Below are 15,724 nucleotides of genomic sequence, written 5' to 3'. Positions count from 1 at the left end.
CCTGGGGCCGTGGCGCGTTGGTTCAAGACACGCCGGAACCGGCCGCGCAGACTGCGCTGCTGTTCGTTCTGGAGAGTCTTCATGAACCTCAGCATCAATGGCCAGATCCGGGCCGTGCCGGTCGAATGGCAGGACGAGACCCTGCTGATGGTGTTGCGAGAACCCCTGGGCCTGGTGGGCGCCAAGTTCGGCTGCGGTGCGGGCCAATGCGGCGCCTGCACCGTGCTGGTCGATGGCGAGCCGGTGCGAAGCTGCGTGCTGCCGGCGCGGGCCGTGGGCGCGCGCGCGGTGCTCACGGTCGAAGGGCTGGCGAACGGGGGTGAACTCCACCCGGTCCAGGCCGCCTGGCTGGAGGCCTCGGTGCCCCAGTGCGGCTACTGCCAGGCCGGCCAGCTCATGGGCGCCGTGGCCTTGCTGCAGCGCGTGCCGCGCCCCAGCGGGGCGCAGATCGACGAAGCGCTGGCGGGTCACTTGTGCCGCTGCGGCACGCAGCAGCGCATCCGCCAGGCGGTGCAGCGCGCCGCGGAGAGGGCGCTGTGAGCGCCTGGCCCAACACCCCCGCCCCCGCCCCCGCCGCCGCTGCCCTGTCCCGCCGCAGCCTGCTGCGGGCCGCCGCCGCAGGCCTGAGCGTCAGCTTCGTGGCGGGCTGCAGCCTGCCCGTGATCCCGAAGCGGCCCCGGCCCGACGCCGAGCTCGCCCTCGGCTGGATCCGCCACGCCGCGGGGCGCTACACGCTCTTCATCCCGCGGGTCGAGATGGGCCAGAACATCCTCACCGCGCTCAAGCAGGTGGCCTGCGAAGAGCTGGGCATCGCCTGGCACCAGCTCGAAGCCCGCCTGCCCGACACGGGCCAGATCGCCCGCGTGCGCGCCACGGTGGGCAGCGAGTCCATCCAGGACTTCGCCTTGCCGCTGGCGCAGGCCTGCGCCACGCTGCGCGAGGCGCTCGCGGCCGGCCGGGGGCCCGGCGAGCTGCGGGCCGTGCGGCACCCCGTGCAGAGCCTGCGCTCCTTGTCGGCGTCCACCGGCTTGCAGCATGTCGGGCGCGCAGTGCGCATCGAGCAGGGCGCGGCGATCGTGCAGGGCCAGCCGCTCTTCGTGGCCGATGTGCGGCGGCCGGGCCAGCTCTACGGCCGGGTGCTGCGCGCGCCGGCCTCGCCCGAACTGCCCAGCCGGGCGATGGCCCTGAACGAGGCGGCTGCGCGAGCCGTGCCGGGCTTCGTGGCGCTGGTGCCCGACCCCTTGCTGCAGCACGGCGCCAGCCTGGGCGTGGGCATCGTGGCGCGCACGCCGGGCGCGCTGGACCGCATCGAGGCGGCGCTGTCGGTGCAGTGGCAGGTGGATGGCCGCTTCGAGCAGACCGACATCGAGGCCGCGGTGGACATCGACCGGCGCCTGGCCCTGAGCCGCCGGCGCGCCCACGGCATCGACGAAGACCGGATCGATGACGCAGGCCCCTGGGACGTGGACCTGCGCATCGACGTGCCGCTGGCCGCCCACGCGGCCATCGAGCCGCGCGCTGCGGTGGCGGCTTTCGAGGCCGACGGCCGCCTGCACTTGTGGGCAGGCACGCAGGACGTGTTCTACCAGCGCGATGTGATCGTCAAGCGCCTCGGGCTGGACGAAGACCGGGTGGTCGTGCATGCGCACCGCGTGGGCGGCGGTTTCGGTGGCAAGACCTTGTGCACGGTGGAACTCGAAGCGGCCGTGCTGGCGCGGGCCGTGCAGGCGCCCGTGAAGGTGCAGTGGACGCGCGCGCAGGAGTTCCGGTTCGGCTTCCACCGCCCGCCTTCCAGCCACCGCCTGCGCGCCCGCTTGAAGGCGGGCCGCATCGACACCTGGTGGCACAGCTTTGCCAGCAGCCACATCCTGTTCACCAACGCCGCACTGCCGCCCTGGCTGCAGCGCATCACCGATGTCATCGGCGACGACGGCGTGGCGCGCGGAGCACGCCTGCCCTACCGGGCCCGCGCCCGCCGCACCGAGTTCGACGTGGTGCGGCTGCCCGTCTTCACCGGGCCCTGGCGCGGCCTGGGGGCCGGCCCCAACGCTCTGGCCATCGAATCGGCGATTGACGAGTGCGCCCGCCGGGCCGGCGCCGATCCGCTGCAGTTCCGCCGCGACCACGCCGAGGATGCGCGCCTGGTGCGTGTGCTGGACCGCGTGGCGCTGGCCGCGGGCTGGGGCCCGGCGCCGCCGCCCCGGGCTGCTGGCGCAGGCCGCGGCGTGGCCTGCGGCCTCTACAAGGGCATGAGTTACGCGGCCGTGGTGGCCGATGTCGAGGTCGATCTCGCCGCCCGCCGCATCCGCGTCACCCGCCTGGTCTGCGCCCACGATTGCGGGCGCGTCATCAACCCCGACCAGGTGCGGGCGCAGTGCGAGGGCAACCTGGTCTGGGGGCTGGGCATGGCCCTGGTGGAGCGCTTGCCGGTGGCCGCCTCGCAGGTGGCGGCCACCGGCTTCGCCGATGCCCCGATCCCGCGCATCGGCGATGTGCCGGCGATGCAGGTGGTGCTTGTTGACGAAGGCGAGCCTCCGAGCGGCGCGGGCGAGACTGCCATCGTCGCCGCAGCCGCCGCCATCGCCAATGCCGTGCGCGATGCCCTGGGCGTGCGGCCTGGACGGCTGCCCATCGATGCCGAGGCCCTGGCGCTCGAGCGCGGGCGCGTGCTGCAGGCCGCCGTGGCCCCCGCATGAGCGACTTCGCCAGTGCCGCGATGCTGCGTGTGCTGGTGCAGGGCATGCGCGAACTGGGCCTGGACCCGGGCGACGCGCCCCCCGGCGATGGCGAGGCCCGCGTGCAACTGGGGCTGAAGCAAGGCCTCGTGCAACGGGCGGTGCTGCAAGGCGGCCTGGCCTGCCTGCCCTTGCTGGGGCGGGGGCTGCGCCGGCTGGCGCACGAACCCACGCACCAGGCCCTGGTGGCAGCGCACAGCGCGAGCGATCTGCTGGCGCGCTGGCAGCGCCTGGAGCGCTACGTCCACTCGCGCCACCGCTGTGTCGTCGAGCATTGCGACGACACGCAGGCCTGCGTGAGGCACGTGACCGTGACGGGCCAGGGCGCCCCGACGGCCGCCGAAGATTTCGTGGTCGCGGGCGTGCTGGCTGCCCTGCTTGAATCCATCGGCCTGCGTCGCGTCAGCCTGAGCTTTGGTGAGCAAGGCCTGTTCCCTGCCAGCGACCCCCAGGGCCTGGCACAGGCGGCGGCTGCCGGGGCGAGTGCGCTCTGGCAGTTCCATTGGCAGGGCCGACCGGCCCGTGGCAGCGCCCCCGTGCCGGGCCCGGCGGCCTGGGCCCAAGGCGCCGATCCGGCCTGGGCGGAGCCCGTGCGGCGGGCCTATCTGCACCTGGCCGCCGATCTGGCGCGGCCCTGGGGCTTGCCGGTGCTGGCCGGCGCCATGGGCCTGTCCACGCGCAGCCTGCAGCGCCAGCTGGCTGCGCAGGGCCTGAGCTATTCGCGGCTGCTGGCGGAAGCGCGCTGCCGCGTGGCGGCCTGGCGCCTGCTGTACACCGGCGACCCTGTCGCCGAGGTCGGCTTCCTGAGCGGCTTCTCCGACCAGCCCCACTTCACGCGCGAACTGCAGAAGCGGGTCGGCATGCCGCCGGCAGCCTACCGTCAGGCCTTCGCGGCGCGGCCGGTGCCGGGGCGCTGAAGACCCACTGGCCGGGCGGGCGGGTCGACGGCGCTGCTCATGCCAGCCCATGCCGCGCCCGCGCATGCAGGCACTGCGCGTCACCCGGCTGCACTTCGCGGCAGGTGCTGGAGCGTTGTGCGTACAGGGTGCAAGCCACGCCCTGCCCCACTTCGCCTTGCAGGCCCACGCAGCGCACGGGGTGGGCCTCGGTACCGGCCATGCAGCGGTGCCAGGCGCTGACCTGCCGCGTCAGCGCGGCGGGCACCGTGCCGCCGGGCGCGTCATCGGCCTCGGCCCAGTAGAACGAGACGCGGTAGGTGGCGCAGCAGGCGCCGCAGCGCTGGCAGTCGAGTTCGTTTGAGACGTTGGCGGCGGTGCTCACCCCGTACATTCTGCGCGGCAGGCTGCGGCCAGGGCCTGCGTCAGGCCATCGCCGGCAGCTTGAACACCGACACCGCCTGCGCCAGGCGCTCGGCCTGCTGTCGCATGGTGCCGGAGGCGGCCGCGGTCTGCTCCACCAGCGCGGCGTTCTGCTGCGTCATGCGGTCGAGGTCCTGGATGGCTTTGCCCACCTGGTCGATGCCCAGGGCCTGCTCTCGGGCCCCGGCGGCGATGTTGCGCAGCAGGTCTCCCACCTTGGCCGTGCTGCCCACGATGTCGTGGATGGTGCGGCCGGCATCGTTGACGATGCGCGTGCCCGTCTCCACCCGTTCGCCACTGGCGTGGATGAGCTGCTTGATCTCGCGCGCGGCGGCGGCGCTGCGCTGCGCCAGGCCGCGCACCTCGCTGGCCACCACCGCGAAGCCCCGCCCTTGTTCGCCGGCACGGGCGGCTTCCACGGCCGCGTTCAGCGCCAGGATGTTGGTCTGGAAGGCGATGCCGTCGATGGTGCCGATGATCTCGCCGATGCGGTGGCTGGAGCCCTGGATCTCGCCCATCGTGCCCACCACGTGGCCGATGACGCGGCCGCCCTCGTTGGCCAAGTCGACGTTCTGCGCCGCGACGCTGGCTGCCTGGGCGGCGCCATCGGTGGTGGCGGCCACGGTGGTGCTGATCTGCTCCATCGCCGAGGCCGTTTCCTCCAGGTTGGCCGCGGCCTGCTCGGTGCGCGCCGACAGGTCGAGGCTACCCGCTGCCACCTCGGCCGCCGAGTGGCCGATGGCATCGGCCGCCTGCCGCACCTCGGTCACGGTCTGGCGCAGCGCGCCCTGCATGTGGCCCAGCGCGCCGATGAGTTGCGCGATCTCGTCGCTGCCCTTGGGTTCGAGCCTGCCCGTCAGATCGCCTTGGGCCATCGCCTGCATGCGCACCATCAGCACCTGGATGCCCGCCTGCATCACGCGGTAGAAGCAGTAGAAGAAGTACAGGCCGGCCATCAGCAGCAACAGGGCGATGGCCGCGCCCGTCACGCTGTTCTGCACCAGGCGCTTCTCGCGCGATTCGAGCAGCGCATCGAGCCTTTGGGCTGTCTTGGCCTGCAGCGCGCCCAGATCGGCGATGGCCGCGCTGGCCTGCTTCACCACCGCTGCCGAGCCGCCGCTGAGCTGCGCCACTTGGGCGGGGTCGGCCGCCAGCAGCGCCTGCTGCTGCTTCACGAAGGCCTGGGCCGAGGCGAGCTGCTCCACCATCGCGGCGGTGTCCAGCTTCTCGTTGAAGCTGCGCGCGTGTTCGAAGTTCTCGACCAGGCGGCTGAGCGCTGCGGCATCCAGCGCCAGCCCCCCTGCGGCCTGTACCAGCGTGGTGCTGGAGGGCTTCTCGACGTAGGTTGCCACCGCCGCGCGCGTCAGCCCCATGTTTTCCATCAAGGCGGGCAGGTTGACGGTGCTGGCCAGCATCAGGTAGTAGCTGTCGCCCTCGGGGTCGAGCGCCAGGCCGCTGCCGTCCACCACGTACTCGATCAACGCCGCCAAGGCGTTGCTGATGGCCACGTAGGGCTTGCGCACCTCGGCTGCCGGCAGGCCCGCGCTGGGGCTGGCGGCGGCACGGCGGGCTTCCTCGATGCGTTGCCACACGGCACCCGTGTCGACGTTGAAGGTCTCCACCAGCGGCCGGCCTTCCTTCATCAGCCTGTCCATCGCGCTCGCGAAGCGTGCTTCCAGTTCGGGCAGCTCGGGGCGGGGCACGCCGTTGGCGCGGTCGACCAGAGCGCGGCGCAGCAGCTGCGTGGCATCGAGCGCCGGCATCACCAGCTGGATGGCCGCCACGCCGTGGCGCTCGGCACGGGTGCTCTGCCAGGCGGTCTGTCGGTCGCCGATCAGCACCACCAAGGTCGCCAGCAGCGGCAGCACCAGCAAGGCCAGGATGACGCTCGCCTTGGCCGTGAAGCGCATGTGTCGGAACCAGCGCACACCGGGCTGCGCCCAGGCAGGGGTGGGGCCGGCGGTCTTGCGAGCGGAGGAAGGGACAGGGTTCATGGGGCGGGTACTGCTTGGCACGGTGGTCGACGCAGGGGCGGCGGGCTTGGGCTAATCGATTGCACACACTCTCATAAATGGGCGCTCTTGGCTTTTCGGCGGGCCTCGGCGCGCCTTGAGGGAGAATTCGCTGTCACTGCCTGTTCGGGCAGGACGTTCTTTCACTCTGGAAAATTCGCCCATGGCAACCAAGAAGACCGCTCCCCAAGCTGCCCCCAAGGCCGCTGCCAAGCCCGCCGCCAAGAAGGCCGCCGCTGCTCCTGCCAAGGCCGTGAAGGCCGCTGCCCCGGCCAAGCCCGTGGCCGCCCCCAAGCCCATCAAGACCGCGCTGAACAAGACCGGCCTGGTGGCGCACCTGGCTGAACAGACCGGCGCCGAGCCCAAGCTCGTGAAGGCCGTTGTCGCCGCGCTGGAGAGCACCGTGCTGATGTCGGTGCACAAGAAGGGCCTGGGCGAGTTCACCATGCCCGGCCTGTTCAAGGTCAGCGTCGTCAACGTGCCGGCCAAGAAGAAGCGCACCGGCATCGACCCCTTCACCAAGCAGGAGCGTGTCTTCGCCGCCAAGCCCGCCACCGTGAAGATCAAGGTGCGTGCGCTGAAGAAGCTGAAGGACGCCGCTCTCTGAGCCCGGACGTGCGCCGCCTCGCGCGGCGCACCCTCTCGGCTGCGAGAAAAGCAGGCGCCCCGCGGGGCGCCTTTTTCATGCCGGAATCGATTGCGGGATCGGCGCTGCCGAGCTCAGGCCTCGCGGTACCAGTCTCGAAGGCTGCCGGTGGCCAGCGACCAGCCGGACAGCGGCGCCTGCAGCTTGTTGGCGAGGCCGGCCACCGCGGGCCTGAAGAGCAGCGGGATGACGTAGCCGTCGCGGCACACCAGGTCGTTCATCTGGATCATGAGGGCGGCCCGCTTCACGGGGTCGAGTTCGCCGTCGGCCTGCTTGTACAGGCGGTCGTACTCGTCGTTCTTCCAGCGCACGAGGTTGAGGCCCAGCCACTTGTTGGCCTTGCTGGAGATCTCCCAGGACACGAAGCGCTGCAGGTGGCGCGTGGGGTCGGGCCGCCCCTGGGTGACGTTGTACATCTGCATGTCGGCGTAGAACTTGCCGTAGGTGTCGACGTTGGCAACGTCCGAGGAGAAGAAGACGCTGGCGGTGACCGCCTTCAGCTCGAGCTCGATGCCGGCCTTCTGGCAGGCCTGCTTGATGACGGCCTGGCACTTCTGGCGCGAGGCATTGGTGCTCGTCTGGAACAGGAACTTCAGCTTGCGCCCGTTCTTCTCGCGCAGACCGCCGGCACCGCGGCGGTAGCCGGCTGCGTCGAGCACAGCGTTGGCCTTGTCGACGTTGAACTCGAACTTCAGGTTGGTGCTGCGGTAGCGCACCGGGTTGTTGATGAAGTTCGCCGTGGCCGTGCCGGCGCGCCCGAAGATGAAGTCCTGCAGTCCCTGCCGGTCGACGAGCAGGCCCATGGCCTGGCGCAGCGCGGCGTCCTGGAACAGCGGGTGGCGTGTGCCCGGGGCGGCACGCTCGCCGTCCACTTCGACGCCCGGGTCGGCATAGTTCAGGTACAGCGCCTCGACGTCGCCGCCGGGCAGGATCACCACACGGCCCTTGCCGCCGCCCTCCAGCCGCTTGAGCAGTTCGTCTTCCACCAGCAGGTTCCAGGCGTAGTCGTACTCGCCCGTCTGCAGCACGGCACGCGCTGCGGTGACGGCATCGCCGCCGCCCTTGATGTCGACCAGGTCGAAGTGCGGCTTGTTCGGCACGTGGTAGCCCGTGTGGATCTCGCCGCGCACCATGTCACCGGGCTTGAAGTCGGCGAACTTGTAGGGGCCGGTGCCGACGGGCCGCAGGTTGGCGGGGTTGTCGCGCGACTTGGCCCCGATGTAGGCGCTGAACAGGTGCCGAGGCACGAGCATGGAACTGCAATACAGGCCCGGCCAGAAAGGCGAGGCTTCCCGGAAGACGATGCGCACGGCGTGGCTGTCCACCTTCTCGATGCGCAGCACCTCCTGGTAGTTGCCGGCCGTGACGGCCGCGGTGGCCGGGTCGGTGGCGTACTGCCAGTTGAAGACCACGTCATCGGCGGTGAAGGGCTGGCCGTCGTGCCAGGTGACGCCGCGCTTGAGCTTCCACACCACGCTCTTCAGGTCGGCCGCCAGGCCGCCGTTCTCGCGGCTCGGGATCTCGGCGGCCAGCACGGGCTCCAGGTTGCCGTCGGCTGTCCAGCGGGCCAGGGGTTCGTAGAACACGGCGCAGCCCAGTTCGTCTTTCACGCCCGTGGCGAAGTGAGGGTTGAGCAGCGTGGGGCCCTGCCACAGCAGCAGGCGAACGGTGCCGCCGCCGCCTCGCCGCGTGGGCTTGTACTGGAAACCGCCGCTGCTTTGTGCCGCAACGGGCCCGGCGGCCATCAGCAGCGTGCCCACCATGGGCAGGGTCAGGCCCATGGCCAGCAGGCGGTCGATGAACTCCCGGCGCGGCAGGCGGCCCGACTGAACGCGTTGAAGGGACTCTCGCAGCGCTTGCTCGTTCACAGGGGCTCCTCGGTGGGTGCTGGGTGCTGATTTCCAGTCTAGTGAGCGCCTTCCGGGGCGTCCAGATGCCGGGGCCCCTCCGACCACGGCGGCATCCGCTGTCGGGATCAGGCATGCCTCGGAACGACCTGCGGCCCTGACCCGGCGGCGTTCAGGCCTCAGGCCCGGTGGGTGCCCCGGTTTCCATCAGGTGCGCTTCGAAAGCCCGCACGATGGGCGTTGCCTGGCGGCTGCGCGGCCGCACCAGGTGCCACTTCGATGCGATGGGGAACCCCTGCACCGGCAACACCACGACGCCCTGGTCTTGCGGCCGGGGCCCCAGCGCGTGGCGTGACAGCACGGACAAGCCCAGGTGCCCGGCCACCGAGGCGCGCAAGGCCTCGTTGCTGCCCAGTTCCATGCGCACCTGCGGCGTGAAGCGCTGGCGGCGGAAGTGCGCCTCCACGGCGATGCGCGTGCCCGAGCCACGCTCGCGCAACACGAAGGGCTCGTTCCTCAGGTCGGCCAGGCGCAGCCGGGCGCGTGTGCTGAGCGCGTGGCCCAGCGGCGCCACCACCACCAGCGGGTTGTCCATGAAGACGCGGTCTTCGAGGGGCAGGTCGGCCGGGGGCAGCGACATGATGTAGAGGTCGTCGAGCTTGTCGCGCAGCCTCGCGACGACGCCGTCGCGGTTGAGCACCTGCAGCGCCACATCGATGCCCGGGTGGCGCTCGCAGAAGCCGCCCAGCAGCCGCGGCATGAAGCTTTCGGCCGTGCTGACCACCGACACCGACAGCCGGCCGCGCGTCAGGCCGCGCATGGCGTCGATGCGCTGCGCGTAGGCCTGCCACTCGCCCAGCATCGCGCGCGCCGTGCGCGCGAGTTCCACCCCGGCTTCGGTGAGATGCACCCGCCGCGACACCACCTCGTACAGCGGCAGGCCCACGGCCTGCGTGACCTCGCGCAGCTGCATCGAGGCGGTGGGCTGCGTCACATGCATCACGCGCGCCGCGGCGCTGACGCTGCCGGTCTCGGCCAAGGCCAGGAAGAGCCGCAGCTGGCGGAAGGTGACATGCATCGACATTTATCTATGAACGCAAGCCGAAGAATCGATTTTACCAAGGCACCTGGCCTGCCTAGCATGCGCCACCTTTCCACGGCCACTGCCAGAAACACATGCAAAGCCTGCTCGATCCGGCCATCCTCTTCTTCGTGTTCGGTGTGCTGGCGGGTGCGCTGAAATCCAACCTCGAGGTGCCACCGGCGATCTCGAAGTTCCTTTCGCTCTACCTGCTGATGGCGCTGGGCATGAAGGGGGGATTCGCGCTTTCGCAGACGCCTTTCAGTGCGCAGCTCTTCGCCAGCCTGGGCGCGGCGCTGCTGATGGCCTTCGTGGTGCCGGCGCTCGGCTACCAGGTGCTCAGGCGCCACGTGGCCGGCTTCGACGCCGCGGCCATCGCGGCGGCCTACGGCTCGGTGAGCGCGGTGACCTTCGTCACCGCCACGCAGGTGATGGAAGCGCAGGGCATCACCGCGCCCGGCCACATGACGGTGGCCATGGTGCTGATGGAGTCGCCTGCCATCGTGATGGCCGTGCTGCTGGCCAGCCTGCTGCGGCATGGCAATGCGGCCCGCCCCGCCGGCGCGGGCGCTGCAGCGGCATTGCCGATGCGGCGTGTGCTGCACGAGGCCTTCACCGACGGCACGCACCTGCTGCTGCTGGGTTCGCTGGCGGTGGGCTACCTCGGCGGCGAGGCCGGCAAGGCCATGATGCAGCCCTTCACCGGCGACCTCTTCAAGGGCATGCTGGCCTTCTTCCTGCTGGACATGGGCCTGCTCGTGGCGCGCCACTTCCAGGCCGCGCGCCTGCAGTCGCCGGTGCTCATCGCCTACGCGGTGCTGGGGCCGCTGCTGCACGCGGCGCTGGCGCTGGGCCTGGCGGTGCTGCTGGCGCTGCCGGTGGCCGACACGGCGCTGCTGATGGTGCTGTCGGCCAGCGCGTCTTACATCGTGGTGCCGGCGGTGCTGCGCCACGCCATCCCCGAGGCCAACCCCTCGCTGTACTTCGGGCTGTCCCTGGGCATCACCTTCCCGATGAACATCCTGCTCGGCATTCCGCTGTATGTGCAGGTGGCGCAGTGGGTGCGCGGCTGAGGGGCACCTCCGAGGCCGGCGGCCTTTCGCTACAGTGCCGCCGATGAGCCGCCTGCACCAGGAATTCGCCCGTCTCTACCTGCCGGCCGCACCCACGGCCCCCGGCGCGCTGGCCGAGGCCACCGAACTGGCGGCGCTGGCACCGAGCGAAGATGCCTTCGGCCAGGTGCGCGCGCTGGTGATCGAGGTGGCGCGGCCGGCGCAGTGGGCGCCGTTGTCCGCGCTGTGGCGCGGCGTGCAGGCCGACTTCGGCTGGCCGGCACCGGCCATCGCCGTCAACGGTGTCGACGGCCTGCAGCTCTGGTTCTCCCTGGCCCAGCCTGTGCCGCACGGCCAGGCGCAGGCGTGTGTGGCGGGCCTGCGGCGCCGCTACCTGGCCGTGCTGCGGGACGGGCAGGTGGCGGCCTGGCCGCCCGCGGCAACGCTGGCACCGCCGCGCTGGCTTTCGGTGCCGGTGCTGCGCGAGGCCAGCGGGGCCTGGTCGGCCTTCGTCGCCCCCGACCTGGCGGCCATCTTCGAAGACACGCCCTGGCTCGACCTGCCTCCCGGGGCCGAGGGCCAGGCCAGCCTGCTGGCCCGCAGCGGCAGCATCGCCCCCGCGCAGTGGCAGGCGGCGATGGCCAGCCTGGCCGCCGAATTCAGCGAGTCGCCCATGCACGCAGCACCGCCGGGACTCGCGCCGGCGGCTGCGGCCGAAGGCACGGCCACCGACCGGCACAGCCCGGCGGCCACCCAGGCGCGCGCCTTCCTGCTGCGCGTGATGGAGGACGAGAGCCTGCCCTGGGCCCAGCGCATCGAGGCGGCCAAGGCGCTGCTCGCGGCGGGCTGAGGCCGGCCGCGCCGCGGCCCCGGTGTGGCCCCGGCCTCAGGTGGCGGCTTCAGGCGGCGGCGGCACTGGGCCAGCCCGCGCCCGGTGGCCGTTGGAAGGTGCCTGCGCGGGCCGGCAGCGGTGGCGGTGCAGCGGGCCTCGTGCGCGGTGTCGGCGCCGGCGGCGCGGGTGCGGCCTCGGCGGTGCGCGTGGCGGCCAGCACCTGCGTCAAGGTGGCCTGCCAGGGCAGCGCGTGCGCCACCCGGTTGGCCGAGACGATGGCATCCAGATCGTTCAGCGGCGCCAGCGCATGGTCGAGGAACTGAAGGTTCGTCGCGACGTAATTCGGGTCTTTCAGCATGAACACGCCGCGACGCAGTTCGATCCACTCCCAGCCCACGCCGACGATGGTGCCGCCCATCTGGCCCACCCACACCGTGTCGCCGTGGCGCAGCGCTTCCCTGCCCGCCGGGGCATGCGGGTTGACCGACGACTGCACGTGAACGAATGCCGGCCATTGCGCACAATCGTCCGGAATCTTCCACGGGCAAGTGGGCCACGAACACAATTGCCATGCGGTGATGCTCATGGGGAAGATCCTTTCGTCGTGGGGTCGGTTGTCTTGACAGGGGGTTGATCGTGCGCAGTGGGTCGGACGTCCGCAACCTACAAACCTTGGTGGCGGCCCGCGTCAGGGCCGCCGGCCCATGAGGCAGCAGGACTACATGGACGTGCGCGAGTCGGCCGACCGCGCCACGTTCGAGAGCCGCCTGATCCGCTTCGCGCAGGCGATGGACTTCGGCATCGTCACGGCCGCGCTGGCCATCGAGCGGCCGGGCCGCAGCGCCACCTTCGAGGTGGTGGGCAACGTGCCGCAGGGTTTCATCGATGCCTCGCGCAGCATGGAGCGCGTCGACCGTGACCCGGTGCACAAGCGCCTGAAGAGCTGGCATGTGCCCTTCAGCTACGACCAGAGCCTCTACGTCGAGGAAGATGCGGCCGACCTGTGGGAGAGCCAGGCGCCTTGGGGCTACCGCACCGGCATCGCGATGGCGCTGCACCTGCCCGGCGGGCGGCACTTCCTGCTGGGGGTGGACCGCCCCGAGCCGCTGCCCACCGACGATGCACAGCTCACGCGCATGGTGGCCGATCTGCAGCTGCTGGCTGTCTATGCGCAGGAGACTGCGAACCGCGTGCTGGTCGAGCCCGAAGCACCCGCCGAGCCGCTGGAAAAGCTGAGCCCGCGCGAGCGCGAAGTGCTGCAGTGGACGCGCGACGGCAAGTCTTCATGGGCCGTCGGGCAGATCCTCGGCCTCTCGGAGCACTCGGTGAACTTCCACCTGCGCAACGCCTGCCGCAAGCTGGGCGTGGCGGGCAAGCACATGGCGGTGCTCAAGGCCATTTCGCTGCGTTTGATTTGACGTAGCACTGCCGCTGGCCCGGTGTCAAGCTACAAGCCCAAGTAGCTTACGTCGCCAGAGGCCGCTTGCTTCAATGCCCTCAAGGTCACTTTTGACCGAGAGGCCAGTTGGAGCAACACCATGCAGGACACCTACGGCAGCGAATCCGGCAGCTTCCCCACCACCGGGGGATGGCTGACGTTTTTCAGCTGGTTCTTTGGCTGACGCAGGCGTGTGAAAACCCGGTAGGTCATCCGCCGGTCACACGCCCAGCCAGGCACCATCTCAGGGAGCAGGCCTGCCAGATCAGGCCGCCACCAGGGCGCAAAGATCGCCCTTCCAGGAACGCACCGTGGCAGCCGCTACGGTGCGTTTTTGTTTTCAGGGCGCGAACTCGACCAGCACCTCGCGTGTGCTGCTGGCGCCTTCGCTGTCCACCGCGGCCAGCGTGTAGCGGCCGGCGCCGGGCGGGCGCCAGCGCAGGTCTTGGCCCGGTGTGCTGCGGCCAAGAAAAGCCTCGTCGGCAAACCAGAACAGCGCGCCTTCGCGCCGCGTGTGCGCACGCAGGCTCAAGCCCGCTTCTTCGGCGCGACCCAGGCGCAGCACGTAGCGTGCGCCTTGCAAGGGCGAAGCGATCTGCGGCCCTTCATCACTCGGCAAGGCGGCGCCGCTGCCGGCGCTCTCGCCCAGGTCGCGCCCCGTGGCCGTGCTGCCGCAGCGCGGCGGCGCGGGCGGCATGCGGCGCGGCATGCCGGCCTGCGCGAAGAGCTGCAGCATGTCGGGGCCCCAGTGCTCGTAGACCTCGCGCTCCACGCCCGGCCCGGGGCCACAGACGGCGCGCCCGCTCGGCCGGTGCACCCAGAGCGCGCGGTGCAGCGTGCTCACGCGGATGGGCGAGACGCCGGGGATGAACCAGGTGGGCACGCGCTCGGGGCAGGCCTCGTTGGGCAGCTCGCCGCTGGCCTTGCACACCTGCACCTGCGCGAGGTTCAGGCCGCGCGGCTCGGCGCTCGCGGGCGGCGCCAGGCCCTGGTGGCGCAGGCTGTCGACGATCTGGAAAAACAGCGGCGCCGCCGTCTGCACGCCCACGAAGGCCGCGTTGCTGCGGCCGTCGAAATGCCCCACCCACACCACCAGCACCTGGCGGCCGAAGACCCCGGCCGTCCACGCATCACGAAAGCCCCAGGAGGTGCCTGTCTTCCAGGCCACGGGCGGGAAGGCGGGCTGGCCGGTGTCGGGCCGCGGGTTGCGCGCCAGCATCTGCAGCGTGATCCACGCGGCCTCGGGGCTGAGCAGGCGGCGCGGGGTGGCGCTGGTGTCGTCTGAGGCCAGCGTGCGCAGCGCCGGGTGCCCTGGGTGCTGGCCGCCGCGCGCCAGCAGCAGGTAGAGCTGCGCCAGCTCTTCCATGGTGACCTCACCGCCGCCCAGGGTGAGCGCCAGGCCGTAGTGCTGCTCGCTCGCCAGCCGCGCGACGCCGGCGGCTTTCAAGAAGCCGTGCAGCGTGGGCTGCTGCAGCCGCGCAGAAACGGCCACCGCCGGCACGTTGCGGCTGCGCACCAGCGCGTCTTGCGCGGTGATGGGCCCTTCGAACCGCCCGTCGAAGTTCTCGGGGTGGTAGGTGCCGAAGGCCGAGGGCGCGTCCTTCAGCACGGTGTGCGGGTGCAGCAGGCCTTGGTCGAGCCCCAGCGCGTAGAGGAAGGGCTTGAGCGTGGAGCCCGGCGAGCGTTTGGCGGTGGTGGCGTTGACCTGGCCGTCGATGGCCGCGTCGTGCCAGTCGGCCGAGCCCACCCAGGCGCGCACGGCGCGCGTTTCGGTGTCGACCAGCAGCGCCGCGGCATTGCTCACGCCCAGGCCGCGGCGGGTCTGGATGAACTGCGCGATCGCACGCTCCAGCACCGCCTGCGTGGGGCCGTGCAGCGTGAGCGTGGTCTCGGGGGCGGTGACGCGCTGCTGCATCAGCGTCTGCACCGCATGCGGCGCGGCAAAAGGCAATTGGCGCGGGCTGCGCAGCACGAGGGGCAGTGCCATCGCGGCGGCATCGGCGCTGTGGGCGGCCGCGGGATGCCGTTGTTGCCAGGTGGCCCACAAGCGCGCGCGTGCGGCGGCCAGGGCTTGCGGCCAGGGCGGGGCGGTGCTGTCGCCCTGCCCTGCACCCAAACTGCCGCGCCGGTTCGGGTTCTGCGGGATGACGGCCAGCGCCAAGGCCTCGGGCAGCAGCAGGTGCTGCGCGCGCTTGCCGAAGTAGACGAGGCTGGCTGCGCCCACGCCTTCGATGTTGCCGCCGTAGGGCGCGAGGTTGAGGTAGGCCTCCAGGATTTCGGCCTTGCCGTGGCGCAGTTCCAGCCAAGTGGCCGCGGCCACCTGCTGCAGCTTGCCGGCGGGGGTGCGTGTGTCCAGGCCATAGAGGCGCCGCGCCAGCTGCATGGTGAGCGTGCTGCCGCCGCGGCGCACAGGCCCGTGCCAGGTGCCCCAGGCCGCGCGCACCAGGCTCACGGGGTTGAAGCCGGGGTGCTGGTGGAACCAGCGGTCTTCGTAGAGCAGCACGGCCTGCACCAGCTTCGGGTCGATCTGCGCCAGCGGCGTCCACACGCGGTACTGCTCGTCGTGTGCCAGCGTCAGGCGCAGCAGCGCGCCATCGCTGCTGTAAAAGGCGCGCGAGGTGCTGGCGTGCTCGCGCAGCGGCGGGTGCGGCCAGGCGCGCAGCAGCAGCAGGGCCAGCGCCAACAAGGCCAGCACCGCCAGCACGCGGCGCGCGCGCGGCCCGGGCCGCGGCAGGGTCCGCAGCCGCGCGATCAAACCCGCA

General features: G+C 71.5%; 13 protein-coding genes. 7 read left to right on the top strand and 6 right to left on the bottom strand.

The genetic code is table 11. From position 1 onward, the window contains the following. The first annotated feature begins 81 nt into the window (after positions 1–81). The 3 genes from EOE66_RS19410 to EOE66_RS19400 are packed head-to-tail and all read left to right on the top strand — an operon-like array spanning position 82 to position 3,652. The gene (locus EOE66_RS19410; RefSeq protein ID WP_128230391.1) at positions 82–540 is read left to right on the top strand and encodes a (2Fe-2S)-binding protein; all 459 of its coding nucleotides are present in this window, start codon (positions 82–84) and stop codon (positions 538–540) included. After that, positions 537–2,696 (top strand): xanthine dehydrogenase family protein molybdopterin-binding subunit, encoded by a 2,160-nt coding sequence (locus EOE66_RS19405; RefSeq protein ID WP_245479113.1) that lies wholly within the window; start codon positions 537–539, stop codon positions 2,694–2,696. Before EOE66_RS19410 ends, EOE66_RS19405 begins: the two co-directional genes overlap by 4 nt. Then, on the top strand, positions 2,693–3,652 hold the full coding sequence (locus EOE66_RS19400; RefSeq protein ID WP_128230390.1) for a helix-turn-helix transcriptional regulator: 960 nt from the start codon (positions 2,693–2,695) through the stop codon (positions 3,650–3,652). Before EOE66_RS19405 ends, EOE66_RS19400 begins: the two co-directional genes overlap by 4 nt. A 37-nt stretch (positions 3,653–3,689) precedes the next feature. Here EOE66_RS19400 and EOE66_RS19395 read toward each other — a convergent pair whose 3' ends face one another. Then, the gene (locus EOE66_RS19395; protein WP_245479112.1) at positions 3,690–4,016 is read right to left on the bottom strand and encodes a YkgJ family cysteine cluster protein; all 327 of its coding nucleotides are present in this window, start codon (positions 4,014–4,016) and stop codon (positions 3,690–3,692) included. Positions 4,017–4,056: 40 nt separating this feature from the next. Continuing rightward, on the bottom strand, positions 4,057–6,048 hold the full coding sequence (locus EOE66_RS19390) for a methyl-accepting chemotaxis protein (protein WP_245479111.1): 1,992 nt from the start codon (positions 6,046–6,048) through the stop codon (positions 4,057–4,059). A gap of 181 nt (positions 6,049–6,229) precedes the next feature. On the opposite strand from EOE66_RS19390, the gene EOE66_RS19385 reads away from it, so the two are divergent. Beyond that, positions 6,230–6,673, top strand: a complete 444-nt coding sequence (locus EOE66_RS19385) for an HU family DNA-binding protein (RefSeq protein ID WP_128230388.1) — start codon at positions 6,230–6,232, stop codon at positions 6,671–6,673. 113 nt (positions 6,674–6,786) lie between these two features. On the opposite strand, the gene EOE66_RS19380 is transcribed toward EOE66_RS19385, so the two are convergent. Beyond that, positions 6,787–8,580, bottom strand: coding sequence for a peptide ABC transporter substrate-binding protein (locus EOE66_RS19380; RefSeq protein ID WP_128230387.1), 1,794 nt, complete (start codon positions 8,578–8,580; stop codon positions 6,787–6,789). A gap of 151 nt (positions 8,581–8,731) precedes the next feature. Beyond that, entirely contained in the window at positions 8,732–9,643 is a 912-nt protein-coding gene (locus tag EOE66_RS19375) for a LysR family transcriptional regulator (RefSeq protein ID WP_310733114.1), read from the bottom strand. A 92-nt stretch (positions 9,644–9,735) separates the two neighbouring features. Here EOE66_RS19375 and EOE66_RS19370 point away from each other — a divergent pair, with 92 nt between their 5' ends. Continuing rightward, positions 9,736–10,713: a sodium-dependent bicarbonate transport family permease gene (locus EOE66_RS19370; RefSeq protein WP_128230386.1), complete on the top strand. Its 978-nt coding sequence runs from the start codon at positions 9,736–9,738 to the stop codon at positions 10,711–10,713. A gap of 43 nt (positions 10,714–10,756) precedes the next feature. Beyond that, positions 10,757–11,542, top strand: a complete 786-nt coding sequence (locus EOE66_RS19365) for a hypothetical protein (protein WP_128230385.1) — start codon at positions 10,757–10,759, stop codon at positions 11,540–11,542. Between the two features lie 49 nt (positions 11,543–11,591). On the opposite strand, the gene EOE66_RS19360 is transcribed toward EOE66_RS19365, so the two are convergent. Beyond that, positions 11,592–12,020: a DUF4902 domain-containing protein gene (locus EOE66_RS19360; RefSeq protein ID WP_128230384.1), complete on the bottom strand. Its 429-nt coding sequence runs from the start codon at positions 12,018–12,020 to the stop codon at positions 11,592–11,594. Positions 12,021–12,228: 208 nt separating this feature from the next. On the opposite strand from EOE66_RS19360, the gene EOE66_RS19355 reads away from it, so the two are divergent. After that, positions 12,229–12,942, top strand: coding sequence for a helix-turn-helix transcriptional regulator (locus EOE66_RS19355; RefSeq protein ID WP_128230383.1), 714 nt, complete (start codon positions 12,229–12,231; stop codon positions 12,940–12,942). Between the two features lie 360 nt (positions 12,943–13,302). On the opposite strand, the gene pbpC is transcribed toward EOE66_RS19355, so the two are convergent. Further along, a complete protein-coding gene (pbpC, locus tag EOE66_RS19350) occupies positions 13,303–15,717 on the bottom strand; it encodes a penicillin-binding protein 1C (protein ID WP_245479110.1) in 2,415 nt (804 codons plus the stop codon). Positions 15,718–15,724: the final 7 nt, after the last annotated feature.

It is taken from the genome of Rubrivivax rivuli, assembly GCF_004016505.1.
GTDB lineage: Bacteria > Pseudomonadota > Gammaproteobacteria > Burkholderiales > Burkholderiaceae_C > Rubrivivax > Rubrivivax rivuli.
The sequence above is the reverse complement of the archived record's forward strand: the minus strand, read 5'-3'. Positions and strand labels throughout refer to the sequence as shown.

Excerpts from the sequence above, each read along its gene's own strand:
- EOE66_RS19410 (WP_128230391.1), top strand. The coding sequence starts at position 82 with ATGAACCTCAGCATCAATGGCCAGATCCGGGCCGTGCCGGTCGAATGG.
- EOE66_RS19385 (WP_128230388.1), top strand. The coding sequence starts at position 6,230 with ATGGCAACCAAGAAGACCGCTCCCCAAGCTGCCCCCAAGGCCGCTGCC.
- EOE66_RS19365 (WP_128230385.1), top strand. The coding sequence starts at position 10,757 with ATGAGCCGCCTGCACCAGGAATTCGCCCGTCTCTACCTGCCGGCCGCA.
- EOE66_RS19375 (WP_310733114.1), bottom strand. The coding sequence starts at position 9,643 with ATGTCGATGCATGTCACCTTCCGCCAGCTGCGGCTCTTCCTGGCCTTG.
- EOE66_RS19400 (WP_128230390.1), top strand. The coding sequence starts at position 2,693 with ATGAGCGACTTCGCCAGTGCCGCGATGCTGCGTGTGCTGGTGCAGGGC.
- EOE66_RS19370 (WP_128230386.1), top strand. The coding sequence starts at position 9,736 with ATGCAAAGCCTGCTCGATCCGGCCATCCTCTTCTTCGTGTTCGGTGTG.
- EOE66_RS19390 (WP_245479111.1), bottom strand. The coding sequence starts at position 6,048 with ATGAACCCTGTCCCTTCCTCCGCTCGCAAGACCGCCGGCCCCACCCCT.
- EOE66_RS19355 (WP_128230383.1), top strand. The coding sequence starts at position 12,229 with ATGAGGCAGCAGGACTACATGGACGTGCGCGAGTCGGCCGACCGCGCC.